At 63.5% G+C, this 15,298-nt stretch carries 12 protein-coding genes and 1 pseudogene; 11 read left to right on the top strand and 2 right to left on the bottom strand.

Translation table 11 applies throughout. The features are described from left to right. The first annotated feature begins 55 nt into the window (after positions 1–55). The 11 genes and pseudogenes from tssJ (at position 56) to ureG (ending at position 13,125) form a co-directional block, all read left to right on the top strand. On the top strand, positions 56–568 hold the full coding sequence (gene tssJ, locus B0G81_RS29425) for a type VI secretion system lipoprotein TssJ (RefSeq protein WP_134140268.1): 513 nt from the start codon (positions 56–58) through the stop codon (positions 566–568). A gap of 12 nt (positions 569–580) precedes the next feature. Further along, positions 581–1,924 (top strand): type VI secretion system baseplate subunit TssK, encoded by a 1,344-nt coding sequence (tssK, locus tag B0G81_RS29420; protein ID WP_134140263.1) that lies wholly within the window; start codon positions 581–583, stop codon positions 1,922–1,924. A 145-nt stretch (positions 1,925–2,069) separates the two neighbouring features. Beyond that, positions 2,070–3,317: a type VI secretion system protein TssL, long form gene (gene tssL, locus B0G81_RS29415; RefSeq protein WP_134143243.1), complete on the top strand. Its 1,248-nt coding sequence runs from the start codon at positions 2,070–2,072 to the stop codon at positions 3,315–3,317. 28 nt (positions 3,318–3,345) lie between these two features. Then, positions 3,346–7,348 (top strand): annotated as a pseudogene (gene tssM, locus B0G81_RS29410) (type VI secretion system membrane subunit TssM). Between the two features lie 378 nt (positions 7,349–7,726). Then, the gene (locus B0G81_RS29405) at positions 7,727–8,530 is read left to right on the top strand and encodes a transporter substrate-binding domain-containing protein (RefSeq protein ID WP_134140258.1); all 804 of its coding nucleotides are present in this window, start codon (positions 7,727–7,729) and stop codon (positions 8,528–8,530) included. Positions 8,531–8,705: 175 nt separating this feature from the next. Then, positions 8,706–9,008, top strand: coding sequence for an urease subunit gamma (ureA, locus tag B0G81_RS29400; RefSeq protein WP_012431981.1), 303 nt, complete (start codon positions 8,706–8,708; stop codon positions 9,006–9,008). Positions 9,009–9,035: 27 nt separating this feature from the next. After that, positions 9,036–9,341, top strand: a complete 306-nt coding sequence (locus tag B0G81_RS29395; protein ID WP_106285881.1) for an urease subunit beta — start codon at positions 9,036–9,038, stop codon at positions 9,339–9,341. A 58-nt stretch (positions 9,342–9,399) separates the two neighbouring features. Continuing rightward, complete coding sequence (gene ureC, locus B0G81_RS29390) at positions 9,400–11,106, top strand: urease subunit alpha (protein WP_134140253.1); 1,707 nt, start codon at positions 9,400–9,402, stop codon at positions 11,104–11,106. A 3-nt stretch (positions 11,107–11,109) separates the two neighbouring features. Beyond that, the gene (ureE, locus tag B0G81_RS29385) at positions 11,110–11,793 is read left to right on the top strand and encodes an urease accessory protein UreE (protein ID WP_134140251.1); all 684 of its coding nucleotides are present in this window, start codon (positions 11,110–11,112) and stop codon (positions 11,791–11,793) included. Further along, positions 11,780–12,460 carry an urease accessory UreF family protein gene (locus B0G81_RS29380; RefSeq protein WP_134143242.1) on the top strand — a complete coding sequence of 227 codons (681 nt, stop codon included), beginning with the start codon at positions 11,780–11,782 and terminating at the stop codon, positions 12,458–12,460. Before ureE ends, B0G81_RS29380 begins: the two co-directional genes overlap by 14 nt. An 11-nt stretch (positions 12,461–12,471) precedes the next feature. Then, positions 12,472–13,125 (top strand): urease accessory protein UreG, encoded by a 654-nt coding sequence (gene ureG / locus B0G81_RS29375; protein ID WP_134140249.1) that lies wholly within the window; start codon positions 12,472–12,474, stop codon positions 13,123–13,125. A 4-nt stretch (positions 13,126–13,129) separates the two neighbouring features. Here the strand turns inward: ureG and B0G81_RS29370 are convergent, their stop codons facing one another. Beyond that, positions 13,130–13,933 carry a cell filamentation protein Fic gene (locus B0G81_RS29370; protein WP_243856628.1) on the bottom strand — a complete coding sequence of 268 codons (804 nt, stop codon included), beginning with the start codon at positions 13,931–13,933 and terminating at the stop codon, positions 13,130–13,132. Between the two features lie 18 nt (positions 13,934–13,951). Further along, positions 13,952–15,265, bottom strand: coding sequence for a lipid IV(A) 3-deoxy-D-manno-octulosonic acid transferase (gene waaA, locus B0G81_RS29365; protein ID WP_134140245.1), 1,314 nt, complete (start codon positions 15,263–15,265; stop codon positions 13,952–13,954). Positions 15,266–15,298 lie beyond the last annotated feature (33 nt).

Genomic DNA, 15,298 nt, shown 5'->3' with positions numbered 1-15,298 from the left:
AGGTCCGGCGTGCGCGCCGGACCCTATAACGCCCCACTTCCCCTGTTCACTGCCGATGCGCCCGTCCACTCACGTCGTCGCACTTATCTGCGTGCTCGGACTCACCGCATGCGCGAGCAACGATCCCAAAGCCGTTCATGAACCCGTGAAGCTCGACCTGTCGATAACCGCCTCATCGAGCGTCAATCCCGATGACCAGAAACGCGCCGCGCCGATCGTGGTGCGCATTTACGAATTGAAAAACGCCGACGCGTTCACTGCCGCCGACTTTTTCTCGCTGCAGGACAAGGACAAGACCGTGCTCGCCGACGACCTCGTCGTGCGCGAGCAGTTTCAGCTTCGCCCGGGAGAAAACAGGACTATCCAACGCAACGCCGATCAGGCCACGACCGCACTAGGTGTCGTCGCGGCCTACCGCGATCTGCCGAACTCCGTGTGGCGCGCCACCTGGACACTGCCGTCATCGCCACCGGCTGCGTGGTACCGGATCGCGCCGAAACTGAAGCTGACGATCAATCTCGATACCAGTGCGATCCGGATCACCGACGCACAAAAACAAAACAAGTAATGGACCACACGCATGAGTTGGTATAACAAGGTCACCTGGAGTGAAGGTCTGTTCCTGCGCCCTCAGCTTTTCCAGCAGCAGGAACGCTACCTCGAACATTTCGCTCACAAGCGCGCGGCGCCACTTTCGCCCTTTTTCTTCGGCTTCTCTCACTATGCAATCGACAATGAAGCGCTCGCGCTCGGCAAAGTAATTCTGAAGTCCGCCAACGGCGTATTCGCCGACGGCACGCCCTTCGATTCGCCAGGCAACACGCCGCCGCCCGCACCGCTGACGGTACGCCCGGAGCATCTGGACCAGGTCATCCATCTTGCCGTGTCGATTCGCGTGCCCAACGCGGAAGAAACCAGCTTCGACGAGTCCTCCCATTCGCTCGCCCGCTATGCCGTGTTCGACACGGACTTGCGCGATACGAACTCGATCGGACAGGGTCCGAAAGCCGTTCAACTATCCAACCTGCGGCTGCGACTGGTACCGCAGAAAGAGATGACCGACGCGTGGATCGGTCTACCGTTGACGCGAGTCAAGACGCTTCGCGCTGACGGCAGCATCGAACTCGACGATACGCTAGTCCCGCCGGTGTCGGGCTATGGCGCCAACGCGCTGCTCACGAGCTGGCTGGCGAAGGTCCACGACCTCACGCGCCTGCGCGCGGATGCGCTCGCCAAACGGCTGACCGGGAGCGACGGCCAGGCCGGCACGGTTGCGGAGGTCTCGGATTATCTGCTGCTGCAAACGCTCAACCGCTACGAACCGCTGTTGCAACACCTGCGCCGGGTTCCGACCACCTCCCCCGTCGATCTCTACGCGCTCCTGCTCAGCATGGCTGGAGAACTCTCGACCTACGTGCGTCCGCAGACGCGCCGGCCGCTCGAGAGCCATCCGCCGTATCAGCACATCGAGCCGCATCTGTGCCTGAAGCCCGTGGTCGACGACACACACTGGCTGCTCAACGCGGTCCTCGTACGCAGTGCGCAAAGCATTCCGTTTACCGACGCGGGATACGGCATGCGCAACGCGGTGGTCGATCCGGCGGAGATTCGCAGTTTCAGTTCGCTGGTCCTCGCCGTGTCGGCCCAGATGCCGCCGGACACGCTGGTCCAGCAATTCGCCATGCAGGCCAAGATGGGACCGTCCGAACGTCTGCCGGATCTGGTGCGCTCGCACCTGCCGGGCATTGCGCTTCAGGCACTGCCCGTGCCGCCGCGGCAGATTCCATTCAACGCCGGCTATGTGTACTACGAACTCGCGCGTACGGGTCCGCTGTGGGAGGCCGTTGCGCAGCATGGCGGCATTGCGTTGCATGTGGCGGGTGAGTTCCCCGCACTCAGGCTGGAACTGTGGGGCGTGCGCTGATAAGCCGTGACTCACCGGAAAACAGGAGCGCTTCCGTAGAAGCGCCCGTTCATCATCGCATCAGGGGAACACAGTGAATCCAGACCGAGGACTGCCTTCTTTCGGCACAGCGTTCGCGCCCGACGACCGCGCTACGTCCGCCGCCATGGAGAAAAAAGCTGGCGACTCCGCGTCCGGCGCGAAGCCCGAACTGCCGGCCACGTTGCTCGCCAGCATCCCCGCCGGTGAACCGCAGGCCACCCGCCTGCAGGCCGTGGAGGACGCGATCAATCCGCTGCTGGAAGCCGCGCGCCCGTTGCTGCGCGCGCTTGCCGACATGCCCGACAATCTGGATCTGACGGCCATCGATCAGCTTCACCTGCTGCTCAAACAGGAGGTGCGCATCTTCCAGCGACTGTGCGAGCAAGCGAATATCAGGCGCGATCACATGATCGGCGCGCGTTACTGTCTGGCCACGGCGCTCGACGAGGCCGCCGGAAAGACCGTTTGGGGTCAACGCGAAACCGGCGTCGAATGGCTTCGCAAAGGCTTGGCCACCGAATTCCACGAGGACCGTCAAGGCGGCGACAAGGTCTATCTGCTGATCGGACGGCTGATGAACGAGCCGCGCGAGCATCTCGACCTGCTCGAAGTCGTCTACCGGATTCTGAGCCTCGGCTTCATGGGCCGCTATCGCCATGAAGCCGACGGCGCTCGCAAGCATGATTCCGTGCGCCAACGGCTCTACAACGAGGTCCAGACGCAGCGAGGCGTCGTGCCGATCGCGCTGTCGCCGCCAGTGCAATCCGACGCCCGCGGACGGCGCCTGTCTGTCTACGACTTTCCGGTCTGGATCACGTTTGCCGTTCTCGGGCTAATCCTGCTCGGACTATTCGGCTGGTTCAAATACCATCTGCTCAACCACAGCGCGGATGTCGAAAAGCAGATTATCGATATCGGCCATCTGACACCGCCGCCGGCCCCACGGCTGCCGCATCTCAAGGAACTGTTGAAGAACGAGATCGCGGCCGGCACAGTCAGCGTCGATGAAGACACACGCCACAGTTCGGTGACATTCCGCGGTGACTCGATGTTCGCGCCAGGCGGCGCCAACGTCAACGCGTCGATGGGGCCGCTGATCGCGCAGATCGCGGGCGAAATCGGCAAGGTGCCCGGTAAGGTCACCGTCACCGGCCACACCGACAACCTGCCGATCAGAAGCCGCCAGTTCGCATCGAACGATGCGCTCTCCGAAGAACGCGCAACCCAGGTCATGCAGATGTTGCAAGCATCGGGCGTGGCTGCGGCGCGCCTTGAGGCGATCGGCGGCGGCGAGGCGAATCCCATTGGCGACAACGCAACGGCACAAGGCCGTGCACAGAACCGCCGCGTAGAAATCACGGTCACGCCGTGATCAATAACATGCCCATCGAGACTCAAGGATGAAGAAGTTGTCGTTTCTGGTATCGCGCTGGTTCCTCGCGTTCCTCGCGCTGTTGGTCCTCGGACTGGTGATCTGGTTTTTGGGGCCGTTCGTCGCGTTTGGCGGCCTCAAGCCTCTTGTTAGCGTCGGCATGCGCGTCCTCGTGATCGCGCTGCTGCTCGTGAGCGCACTGCTTTGGCTCAAGGGCTGGTCGACCGGCGTGGTGTTCGGAGCGCTGCTCTGCCTGCTGGTCTGGTACGCAGGGCCGCTGTTGAGCTTCGGGCGTGCCGCGCCGCTGACATCTGTCGCGGCGCGCGTGATCGCCATTGCCGTCGTGCTGGCGCTTTTTGCCGCGTTTGGTCTGTACTGGCTCTGGCAGAAAATGCGCAGCGACGAAGCGTTCCTTAAAAAGGCGCTTACGTTCGGCGGCAAGAAGGAGGAGTCGCCGGCCGCCGGCAGACTCAAAGAGGTCGAGGCTCGCATCAACGCCGCGCTCGCGCGGCTGAAGTCCATGCGCACGGGCGCGAGAGGCGTGGGACGGCTCTTCCAGGGCACGCGTTATCTGTACGAGCTGCCCTGGTTCATCGCGCTCGGCTCGACCTCCTCCGGCAAGACGAGTGCATTGCTGAACGCCGGGCTGGCGTTTCCGATTGGCGGAGCGACACCGCGAACGGTCGGCGCATCCGTCGGCACGAAGAACATCGACTGGTGGATGTCGAACGATGCCGTTCTGATCGATACCGCCGGCTACTACACGCGACATGGCGCATCGACCCAGTCATTGCCCGCGCTCGCGGACAAACGCGCGCAGAGCAAAGACAACAACGCCGGCCGCGACATGGCCGCAACCCAGGGAGCAGACGCCGCGGTGGGCGATGCCGACTGGCGTCGGCGTGTCGACGAAGACGAATGGCATGGTTTCCTCGACATGCTTCGCCGTCACCGCCCGCGCGCGCCGATCAACGGCGCCGTGCTCGCAATAAGCCTCGACATACTGACGGCCTCCGACCCCACGGTGCGCGCGACCGAAGCCGACCTGCTGCGCGAACGGCTGGCCGATTTGCGCACCCGGCTGGGTATCCGCTTTCCGGTGTACCTGATGATTACGCAAATGGACCGCTTGTCCGGGTTCGCCGATTATTTCGGATCGCTGACCGAGGAACATCGCGCGCAAATGTGGGGATTCACGCTCCCGGTCAGTGGCCAATCGGCCCGGAGCAACCTCGCCGTTGCGTGCAACGGAGAACTCAGGCAGCTTGTCACGCGTCTCGCCGGCGGCGTGAACACACGGCTGGAAGACGAGTACGACATCGAGCGCCGCCGGCGGCTCGCGGCACTGCCGGAAGCGTTCGCCGCGCTCTGCGTTCCGCTTGCCGAGTTGCTGGGGCAACTGTTCATCGATTCGCGTTACGACGATACGCAAAATCACACGATGCTGCGAGGCGTCTATTTCACGAGTGCGTTGCAGGCAGGGCAAACAGTCACTGCTGAACCGCTCACGGTCGTGCAGCGTCTGATGGCGGGGCGCAGTCGCCTGTTCTCGGCGGACGCGGCGCGGCCCGCCGCGAACCATAGCTACTTTTTGCACGATCTGTTCACGAAGGTCGTCTTTCCCGAAGCGCACCTGGTGCGTCCCAATCTGCGCTGGGAGTACCGTTTCCGTCTATTGCGGCTGGTCGGTCATACGCTCGGTATCGTTTTGTTCGTCTGGCTCGCAATGGGCATGCGTGTGAGCTTCGGCAACAACACCGACTATCTGGATGCGGTCGCGCGCAAGACCCAGGCGCTCGCGGCCGAGGTCATGCAGCTTTACCGCGAGCCCAAACCGGAAGCCGTGCCGGACACGTTGAGCGAGGCGCGCTACCTGCCGACCTGGACAGGACTGGATCTGTCGGACCCTGACAGCCGCTTTCGCTATGGCCTCTACAGCGCGCCGGGTGTCGTCGAGGCGAGCCGCGACACGTATCGTGCGCTCGAGGACAATCTGCTGCTGCCGTCCATTGTTCATCGCCTCGAAGATGTCATTGCTCAGTCGATGGCGAACAAGGATGCCAAAGCAACCTACGACGCGTTGCGCGTCTACTTGATGCTGTATGACAAGGCCAGGTTCAACTCGACCGACATCAAGGCCTGGGTACTCGACGACTGGGCAAAAAATGACAGCGCGTCGATCTTCGGCGGACGGGCTTCGATGATCGAACACGTCGAGCAGTTATTTTCCGGCGAGCGTATCGTTCGGTCGCCGCTGATCCGCAACAACGGCTTGATCCAGCAAGCCCGCGCATTTCTCGACAGCAGCAACGCCACGCAGCGGCTCTATGATCGCGCCAAGGCGGGCATGCAAAAAGAAGCGCCCGATGAGTTCACGCTGCTTCGCGCGGTCGGACCGCAGGCCGGCACGGTGTTCACGCGCGCCAGCGGCGCGCCGCTCTCTCGCGGCGTGCCGGGCCTTTTCACGTTCGACGGATACCGGAACCTGTTCGACAAGCGGCTGCCGGAGTTCGTCCAGGCAGCGCGCGACGACGACGCCTGGGTCATGGGACGTTCGTATCTTGGCGAGGCTCAAAAAAAAAACGGCTGAAATCGTGAGCACGGTAACGAGCGCCGACGATCCGCTGACGGAAGCCATTCGCCGGCTCTATCTGACCGAATACGCGCAGCAGTGGGACGCTTTCCTCGGCGATATCCGCACGGTCGCCGGTACCAGCCTCGCCTTCAATCTGCAGGTGCTGCGCCAGTTCGCAGCACCCGATTCGCCGCTGGCGCGCCTTGCTCGCGCATCCGTGCATGAAACGACGCTCACCCAGTCGATCGCGGCCGCCAATGGTTCTCTGCTGCAGAAAACGACCGACCAGTTCAGTCAGAAAGCGGATAAGGCGCTGGGCATCCGCGCGGAAGAACGCGTCGAGCGCGAACTGGTGGACGGCCATTTCGCCGCGCTGCGCGAGATGGTCACAGGCAGCGCCGACACTTCGGCCGCCGATGCGCCGGCAACCGCCCAGGCCGGCAAGACAGGTCTCGACGGCGTAACGAGCCTGCTCAACGATTACTACACCACATTGACGGTCGCGGATAACGCGATCGCAAACAACAGCATGCCGCCCGCCAGCGATGCCGCGGCGAAACTGAAAATGGCAGCCAACACCACGCCGGCGCCATTTCGCGAGGTGTTGCTCGGCCTCTCGGTACAGGGCTCGCGCGAAGTCAATCTGGGCATCGGCCAACTGCTTTCGCGGCAGATGCAGGCCGTGGTCAGCGATACCTGCCGAATGACCGTGGAGGGCAACTATCCTTTTGCGCCAGACAGTCCGCGCGACGTGAGTGTCGACGACTTCACACGCGTATTCGCACAGGGCGGCGTGATCGACGACTTCTTCACGAAGAACCTCGCACCGTTCGTCGATACCTCGGCGAAGCCGTGGCGCTACAGAACGCTACCGGGCGCCACGGAGCCCGTACAGGGCCCCGACCTCGAACCATTCCGGCATGCGAGGCAAATCCGCGACGTGTTCTTCGGCGACCAGGGCAAACAGCTTTTTTGGAAGACCGATATCCGCGTGCCCGAACTCGATCCGACCGTGACGACACTGGCGATCGACATAGATGGTCAAAGCATGTTGTATCAGCACGGGCCCGTCGCACCATTTGCGGTGAGCTGGCCCGGGCCGCGCGGCGGGGTGCACGCCGAAATGACCGCGAGTCCGCGCATTCGCCCCGAAACTTCGACGGTCGCGGCGGACGGCCCCTGGGCACTCATGCGTCTGTTGCGCAAGGGGCAGATCGTCCAGACGGCTACGCCCGGGCGCACGCGCGTCGAATTCGATTTCGACGGACGCAAGGCGGTGCTCGATATCACCGGTGCGGGCAGCGTCGCCAACCCGCTGACCAGCGATGTGCTCACCGCGTTCCGTTGCCCCAACTCAATGTCGATGTTCAGCCTGCCCGACAGCGGTCCGCCGCCCGGCTTGCCCTCGGCGACGCCGGTTTCCGCTGCGGCGGACGGCGGTCGCATTCCTCGTTGATATCTACGCGAGCCGTCGGCACACCCAGGAATATGCCCGGCCAGTCATGCATATTCGCAAAGCAAAGTCGAACGCCATTCAAAACGCGCAGGTCGCACGCAACGCATTCACGTCATTCATCCAGTCGTCCGGCGCAGCTCAACTAGGAGAAGGATCCGGTGCGTTTCGTGTGTCTCGCGCCGGAGTCAGTCACCCGCGCAAAACCAGCAACGCACCAATCCGGCGCATTGCAATGCATCAAGTCTGTGCATCACGATTGCGCACGCCTTGCCAGCCCAAGCCCGACCGCTTTGGCATGCACCTTGCTCTGCTCCTTCCCACGATACTGCCGCGTCCCGACGGCAGCCGACCGCTCGTCGCCACCACCGCTCACAGAACATGACTCGATCGACTCTTCGCCCCGCGCGTCGCGCCTGGCTCGCCGCACTGTTGCTCTCGCCCGTCCTTGCCGTCACCGCGCCCGCCGCTCACGCGGATACGCTCGATAACATCGCCAAGGCCGGTGTGCTCAAAGTCGCCGTGCCGGAAGACTATCCGCCGTTCGGTTCGGTCGGCGCGGACATGAAGCCGCAGGGCTACGACATCGACACCGCCGCCCTGCTCGCGAAGTCGATGAACGTGAAGCTCGAACTCGTGCCGGTCAATAGCGCCAACCGCATTCCGTATCTGCAAACGGGCAAGGTCGACCTGGTGATCTCGTCGCTCGGCAAGACGCCGGATCGCGAGAAGGTGATCGACTTCTCGACCGCCTATGCGCCGTACTACCAGGGCGTGTTCGGCCCCGCCGACATCAAGGTCGGCGGCCCCGCCGATCTGACCGGCAAGACGGTCGGCGCAACCCGCGGCGCGCTCGAGGAAATCGGTCTTACGCAAATGGCGCCGAACGCGACCATCAAGCGCTTCGAAGACAACAACGCGACCATCGCCGCGTTCCTGTCGGGCCAGGTGCAGTTGATCGCCGCGGGCAACATCGTCGCGGCCGCGATCCTCGCGAAGAATCCGCCGCGCCGCCCGGAGCCGAAGTTCGTCATCAAGAATTCGCCGTGCTTCGTCGGTATGAACAAGAACGAGCCACGCCTGCAGCAGAAAGTGAACGCCGCGATCGCGCAGGCGAAGCAGGACGGCACGCTCAACACGATGTCGAAGAAGTGGTTCAGCGCGCCGCTGCCGGCCGATCTGTAAGCGCGCCGTTAGCCGAACTTGATACCGTGACCGGCTTATCCGGCATTGCACTCGTCATGGACGCATCCCGTGCGGCGCACGCGATCGCGGCCATGACACGCAGCGCCTATCATCGTGGCGGCCGGTCCCGCCCCGGATCGTCGCAACGAACGTCACAACCCTACGCACTCATTCGATGAAGCTGACACCTCGCGAGAAGGACAAGCTGCTGATCTTCACCGCCGCGCTGCTTGCCGAACGCCGCCGCGCGCGCGGCCTCAAACTGAACTACCCGGAAGCGATCGCCTTCATCACCGCCGCGCTGATGGAAGCGGCCCGCGACGGCAAAACCGTCGCCGAAGTGATGCACTACGGCACCACGCTGCTCACCCGCAACGACGTCATGGAAGGCGTGCCGGAAATGATCCCCGACATTCAGGTCGAAGCCACGTTCCCCGACGGCACCAAACTCGTCACCGTTCATCACCCGATCCCCTGATCACTGCAATCACATAAGGCAGGCTAGATGATTCCCGGCGAACTCCTCATCGACGACGGCGAACACGAACTGAACGCGGGCCGCGCCACCGTCACGGTGGTCGTGTCGAATACCGGCGACCGTCCGGTACAGATCGGCTCGCACTATCACTTCTACGAAGTGAACGAGGCGCTCTCGTTCGATCGCGACGTCGCGCGCGGCTTCCGGCTGAACATCGCGGCGGGCACCGCCGTGCGCTTCGAGCCCGGCCAGGAGCGCACCGTCGAGCTGGTCGAACTGGCGGGCGATCGCGTCGTCTACGGCTTCAACGGCAAGGTGATGGGCAAGCTGTGAGGCCCCTCGGCCTCTTTGCACGCGCCCAGATCACCCTGTTCATTTCCGGACCCACACCATGACCTTACGCATTGGCCGCCGCGCATACGCGGAAATGTTCGGCCCCACCGCCGGCGACCGCGTGCGCCTCGCCGACACCGAATTGCTGATCGAAGTCGAGCGCGACTTCACCACCTACGGCGAAGAAGTGAAATTCGGCGGCGGCAAAGTGATTCGCGACGGCATGGGCCAGTCGCAACGCGTGCATGCCGACGTGGTCGATACCGTCGTCACGAACGCCGTGATTCTCGATCACTGGGGCATCGTCAAAGCCGACATCGGCATCAAGGACGGCCGCATCGCCGCAATCGGCAAAGCGGGCAATCCCGACATCCAGCCGAACGTGACGATCGCGATCGGCGCGTCCACCGAAGTGATCGCGGGCGAAGGCCTGATCGTGACGGCCGGCGGCATCGACACGCATATTCACTTCATCAGCCCGCAGCAGATCGAAGAGGCGCTCGCGAGCGGCGTGACCACGATGCTCGGCGGCGGCACCGGGCCGGCCACGGGCACCAACGCGACCACTTGCACGCCGGGTCCGTGGCATCTCGAACGCATGCTGCAAGCGGCGGACGGTTATCCGATGAATCTCGGCTTTCTCGGCAAGGGCAACGTGAGTCTGCCGCAGCCGGCACTGGAGCAGATCGCCGCGGGCGCGATCGGTTTGAAGCTGCATGAGGACTGGGGCACGACGCCCGCCGCGATCGACAACTGCCTCTCAGTCGCCGACGATACCGACACGCAGGTCGCGATTCACACTGACACGCTGAACGAAGCCGGTTTCGTCGAAGCGACCGTGGCCGCGTTCAAGGGCCGCACGATTCACACGTATCACACGGAAGGCGCGGGCGGCGGCCACGCACCGGACATCATCAAGGTATGCGGCGAAGCGAACGTGCTGCCCTCCTCGACCAATCCGACGCGCCCGTACACCGTCAATACGCTCGAAGAGCATCTCGACATGCTGATGGTGTGCCACCACCTGGACCCGTCGATTGCCGAAGACATCGCGTTCGCCGAATCGCGCATTCGCCGCGAGACCATTGCCGCCGAAGACATCCTGCACGACCTCGGCGCGCTGTCGATGCTGTCGTCGGACTCGCAGGCGATGGGCCGCGTCGGCGAGGTGATCATCCGCACCTGGCAGACGGCGCACAAAATGAAGGTGCAACGCGGTGCACTGCCTGAAGACAACGCGCGCCACGACAACTTCCGTGCGAAGCGCTACGTCGCCAAGTACACGATCAATCCGGCGATCACGCACGGCATCGCGCACGAAGTAGGCTCGATCGAACCGGGCAAGTGGGCCGACCTGGTGTTCTGGGAGCCGGCGTTTTTCGGCATCAAGCCGTCGCTGATCCTTAAGGGCGGCATGATCGCCATGGCGCAAATGGGCGACCCTAACGCGTCGATTCCGACGCCGCAGCCGGTGCACTATCGCGAGATGTTCGCGACGCGCGGCGGCGCCCTGGGACGCACGTCGCTGACCTTTGTCTCACAAATGGCCGCCGATGCGGGCGTCGGCGAACGCTACGGCCTGAACAAGCGTATCGTTGCGGTCAGGAACTGCCGCAACATTTCGAAGGCAGACATGATCCACAATGCGTGGCGTCCGGCGATCAGTGTCGATCCGGAAACCTATCAGGTGATTGCCGACGGTCAGCTGCTGACCTGCGAACCGGCCACCGTGCTGCCAATGGCGCAACGCTACTTCCTGTTCTAGCCCATGCGCACCATCGACAAACTCATCGCGCCGCATCTGAAGCTCGCGCCCGTGCTGGTCAAGCGCGCGCCGACGCTGACACTGGCGTTCGACGATCGCCGCAAGAGCCGGCTCGCCGCCACGCTGGATAACGGCGAAGAAGTCGCGCTGCTGTTGCCGCGCGGCACCGTGCTGCGCGACGGCGACTTACTGGTCGCCGACGACGGCGGCCTCGTACGCGTCGTCGCCGCACCGGAAACGGTGCTCTACGTGTGCGCGAAAGACGCGTTGACTCTGACTCGCGCCGCTTATCACCTCGGCAACCGCCATACGCCAGTGGAGGTCGGCGCCGATTACCTGAAGCTCGAATACGATCCGGTGCTGGCCGACATGCTCAAGCGCATCGGCGCGACCGTCGATCAGGTTTCGATGCCGTTCCAGCCGGAGTCCGGCGCGTATGGCGGCGGCCACAAGCATGGTCATGATGAAACCTTCGCCGAAGACTATGCGCTCGCGCAACAGGTGTTCGGCGAGCATCATGGACATGAGCATGGTCACGACCATGAGCATAGCCACGCGGCGCACGGTCATTCGCATTCGCACGATCATGACCACGGCCATGAGCATGCGCACGATCACGATCACGGCGATCACGTCCACGACGAATCGTGCGGCCACGGGCATCACCACCATCATGCGCATCGCTGAACTGACGGCGCTGCTGCACCTTGCGTCGCCGGCGCTGCCGATCGGCGCATTCAGCTACTCGCAGGGTCTGGAAGCCGCCATCGAAGCGCAACTGATCACCGACGCCGACTCCGCCCGCGACTGGATCGCCAGCGGCTTGACCGACGTGCTCGCGCACGGCGAACTGCCGTTCCTCGCGCATCAGATGGAACGCTGGCGCACGCATGACGCTTCGGCCCTCGCGCAGGCCAACAGCGAATTCCTGGCGAGCCGCGAATCCGCGGAACTGCGCCGCGAAACGGAGCAGATGGGCTGGTCGTTGCGGCAGTTGTGCGTATCGCTCGAATGGGGCGACGCCGAGCGGCGCACGACGCTCGCCTCGCTGACGCCGCTCGCTCAACCCACGGCGTTCGCTTTCGCCGCCTACACGCACGACGCCGCCGTCGACGCCGCGCTCGCCGCCTACGCCTTCAGTTGGGTGGAGAACCAGGCCGCCGCCGCGTTGAAGGCCGTGCCGTTGGGACAGCTCGCCGGTCAACGCATCATCGTCGCTTTGCGCGAGCCGATCGATGCTGCCGTCACGCGCGCCATGGCCACGTCGCCCGAGAACATCAACACTTTCGCGCCGCAACTCGGCATTCTTTCGGCGCGTCACGAGTCGCAGTATTCGCGGCTCTTTCGCTCATAAAACGATCCATCATGAACGCACTTCATCAGCCCGCCCACTCGTCCGTCCGCACGAAAAAACTGCCGCCGCTGCGCGTGGGCGTCGGCGGCCCGGTCGGCTCGGGCAAAACCACGCTGCTCGAAATGCTCTGCAAGGCGATGCGCGAACAGTACGACCTCGTCGCCATCACCAACGACATCTATACGAAAGAAGATCAGCGTCTGTTGACCGTGGCGGGCGCGTTGCCGGCCGAACGGATCATGGGCGTCGAAACGGGCGGCTGTCCGCACACGGCGATTCGCGAGGATGCCTCGATCAATCTGGAAGCGGTCGACCGCATGCTGACGCGTTTTCCCGATGCGGATATCGTGTTCATCGAATCGGGCGGCGACAACCTCGCCGCGACGTTCAGTCCGGAACTGTCGGATTTGACGATCTACGTGATCGATGTGGCGGGCGGCGAAAAGATCCCGCGTAAGGGCGGCCCCGGCATTACGAAGTCTGATCTGCTGGTGATCAACAAGACGGACCTCGCGCCGATGGTCGGCGCGAACCTCCAGGTGATGGCGTCGGACGCGAAGAAGATGCGCGGCGAGCGGCCCTTCGTGATGTGCAATCTGAAGGCGCTCGACGGGTTGGAGGTGGTGGTGAAGTTTATTGAGGAGAAGGGGTTGTTGAAGGTTTGAGGCTTCACTCGCCCGGATGGCATTCCAGCAGGAATGCCATCATTTCGGTGCCGTCCTTCGAAAGGTAAAAGCGCACCATCTTTTCGTTGAAGTCGGCCGCACGCTGAGCGGGGACGCTGATCGCGTCGATACCGTTTGCCATCAGCACGCCATTCATCATGAAACGTGATGTGCGTTTGTTGCCGTCGAAGAAGAACTGCTGCAGTGCGCCGAAGAGGAAAAAAGCACAACCGCGTTCGAAGGCGTTGGAGACCTGATCAGTCAGCGCCCGCGTGCCTGCAGCAAAGACGCGGTTGAGTTCCGGGGCGCCCGGCAGGGTTGGTAGCGGCGTGTGGCGCGTCTTTCCTTCTCCTTGAAAGACACCCCACTCATGGGCCTCTTGACGCGCAGCTGGCCGGTGTAACCCGCAATACGTCGCCTTATCGAGCGCGAATCGCCCGTTCTGCACAATCGCCAGCAGATACTTCGAAGTCTCAAGCAGGTTCAGAACCTGGTCCTGATCGGATATTCTTCGACCGCCCACAGTTACACCGTCAAGCAGTGTCTTCACCTCGGTGAACGTGAAGGGATTACCTTCGACAACGCTCGCATCCCACACGAATTCCGGCAGCATTCGATGAAAACGGAAGCACACCCGTCGAATTGAATGGGTCGGGATGTCTTGTAGAATCGCGGCGCGATCCCATTTGAAACCGAGGTCGGTGAAAAGCGTCATTGCAGTCGGTGAAAGCGAAGGAAAGCGCAGTGCCGGAATGTCAACCTTCGCGCAACATATCAGCAATGAACGCGCAAAGCTGAGCGGCAGCACCGCTTCCGCACCCCGCCCTCACTCTCCCTCCGGCAACAACGCCATCAACACATCCACGGTACGCGCCGTCGCGCCACGATGGCGCGCGGCGAATGCCGACGCTGCGCCGCCCATTGCCAGCCTTCTGGCCTTATCACCAAACAACTCGCGCAACGCCCGCCCAAGATCCTCAGGATCCTTAACCTGCACCGCGGCGCCCGCCGCCACCGCATCCGCGGTGGCCTGCGTGAAGTTGAACACATGCGGTCCGATCAGTACCGGCACACCGACCGCGCACGCCTCGATCAGATTCTGCCCACCCAACGGCAACAAACTACCGCCGATGAACGCCAGATCCGACGCGGCATAGTAAGCACCCAACTCACCCATCGAATCGCCCAGCAGCACGTTCACGCCCGCAGGCAACGGCGGCACTGCGCCACTCGTTGCCGCCGACGCCACCTTGGCATCCGGCGCCCACACCGACCGTCGCGCGATCCGCAGCCCGGCCTTCTCGACCAGCGCGGCCACTTCGTTGAAACGTTGCGGATGACGCGGCACCAGAATCAGCAGCGCGTTATCAATGCCTAGCGCCGCGAACGCCTGCAGCACCAGTTCCTCTTCACCCTCGCGCGTACTCGCCGCGACCCACACCGGACGCGCGCCGATCGCCGCGCGCCACGCATGCCCGCGCGCCGCCAGTTCCGGCGGCGTGCTCATGTCGAATTTCAGATTGCCGAGCACGGCCACGTTGCGCGCGCCGAGCGCGGTCAGCCGCTCGGCATCCGACGGACTCTGGGCCAGCACACGCGCAAAGCCGCCGAACACGTCCTTGGTCGCGCTGCCGAACTTCGCCGCGCGCTTATACGAGCGCGCCGACATCCGCGCATTAGTCAACACCAGCGGCACGTCCGCGCGACGGCACTCGTCGATCAGCGTGGGCCACACTTCGGTTTCCATTACCAGACCGAGCGAAGGCCGCCATGCCCGCAAAAACCGCTGCACGGCGTGCGGCATGTCGTACGGCAGATAGCTGCGCAAGACCCGGTCGCCGAAAATCTCCTCGCCGGTGGCGCGCCCGCTGGGCGTCATGTGCGTCAACAGAATGCGCGCGTCGGGACGCGCCTTGATCAGCGCATCGATCAGCGGTTGCGCGGCGCGCGTCTCGCCCACCGACACCGCGTGCACCCAGATTAGCGGCGCATTGTCTTCGGGCAACCGGCCGCGCGAATAACCGAAGCGCTCACCGATATGCTCGCGATAGCCGCGTTCCTTGCGCGAGCGGATCAACAGGCGCAACACAGCCAGCGGCGCGACGATCCACCAGAGCGCGCGATAGATCGCCCTCAGCATCGGCGCTCCGCCTGCCTGAAGCGACGAGCCAAT

This window comes from Paraburkholderia sp. BL6665CI2N2 (assembly GCF_004366535.1).
Taxonomy (GTDB): Bacteria; Pseudomonadota; Gammaproteobacteria; order Burkholderiales; family Burkholderiaceae; genus Paraburkholderia.
Note: the sequence above shows the minus strand (reverse complement) of the source record. Positions and strands in the feature narration are given on the sequence as shown.

Coding starts and splice junctions, on each gene's coding strand:
- tssJ (WP_134140268.1), top strand. CDS start 56: ATGCGCCCGTCCACTCACGTCGTCGCACTTATCTGCGTGCTCGGACTC.
- tssK (WP_134140263.1), top strand. CDS start 581: ATGAGTTGGTATAACAAGGTCACCTGGAGTGAAGGTCTGTTCCTGCGC.
- tssL (WP_134143243.1), top strand. CDS start 2,070: ATGGAGAAAAAAGCTGGCGACTCCGCGTCCGGCGCGAAGCCCGAACTG.
- B0G81_RS29405 (WP_134140258.1), top strand. CDS start 7,727: ATGACTCGATCGACTCTTCGCCCCGCGCGTCGCGCCTGGCTCGCCGCA.
- ureA (WP_012431981.1), top strand. CDS start 8,706: ATGAAGCTGACACCTCGCGAGAAGGACAAGCTGCTGATCTTCACCGCC.
- B0G81_RS29395 (WP_106285881.1), top strand. CDS start 9,036: ATGATTCCCGGCGAACTCCTCATCGACGACGGCGAACACGAACTGAAC.
- ureC (WP_134140253.1), top strand. CDS start 9,400: ATGACCTTACGCATTGGCCGCCGCGCATACGCGGAAATGTTCGGCCCC.
- ureE (WP_134140251.1), top strand. CDS start 11,110: ATGCGCACCATCGACAAACTCATCGCGCCGCATCTGAAGCTCGCGCCC.
- B0G81_RS29380 (WP_134143242.1), top strand. CDS start 11,780: ATGCGCATCGCTGAACTGACGGCGCTGCTGCACCTTGCGTCGCCGGCG.
- ureG (WP_134140249.1), top strand. CDS start 12,472: ATGAACGCACTTCATCAGCCCGCCCACTCGTCCGTCCGCACGAAAAAA.
- waaA (WP_134140245.1), bottom strand. CDS start 15,265: ATGCTGAGGGCGATCTATCGCGCGCTCTGGTGGATCGTCGCGCCGCTG.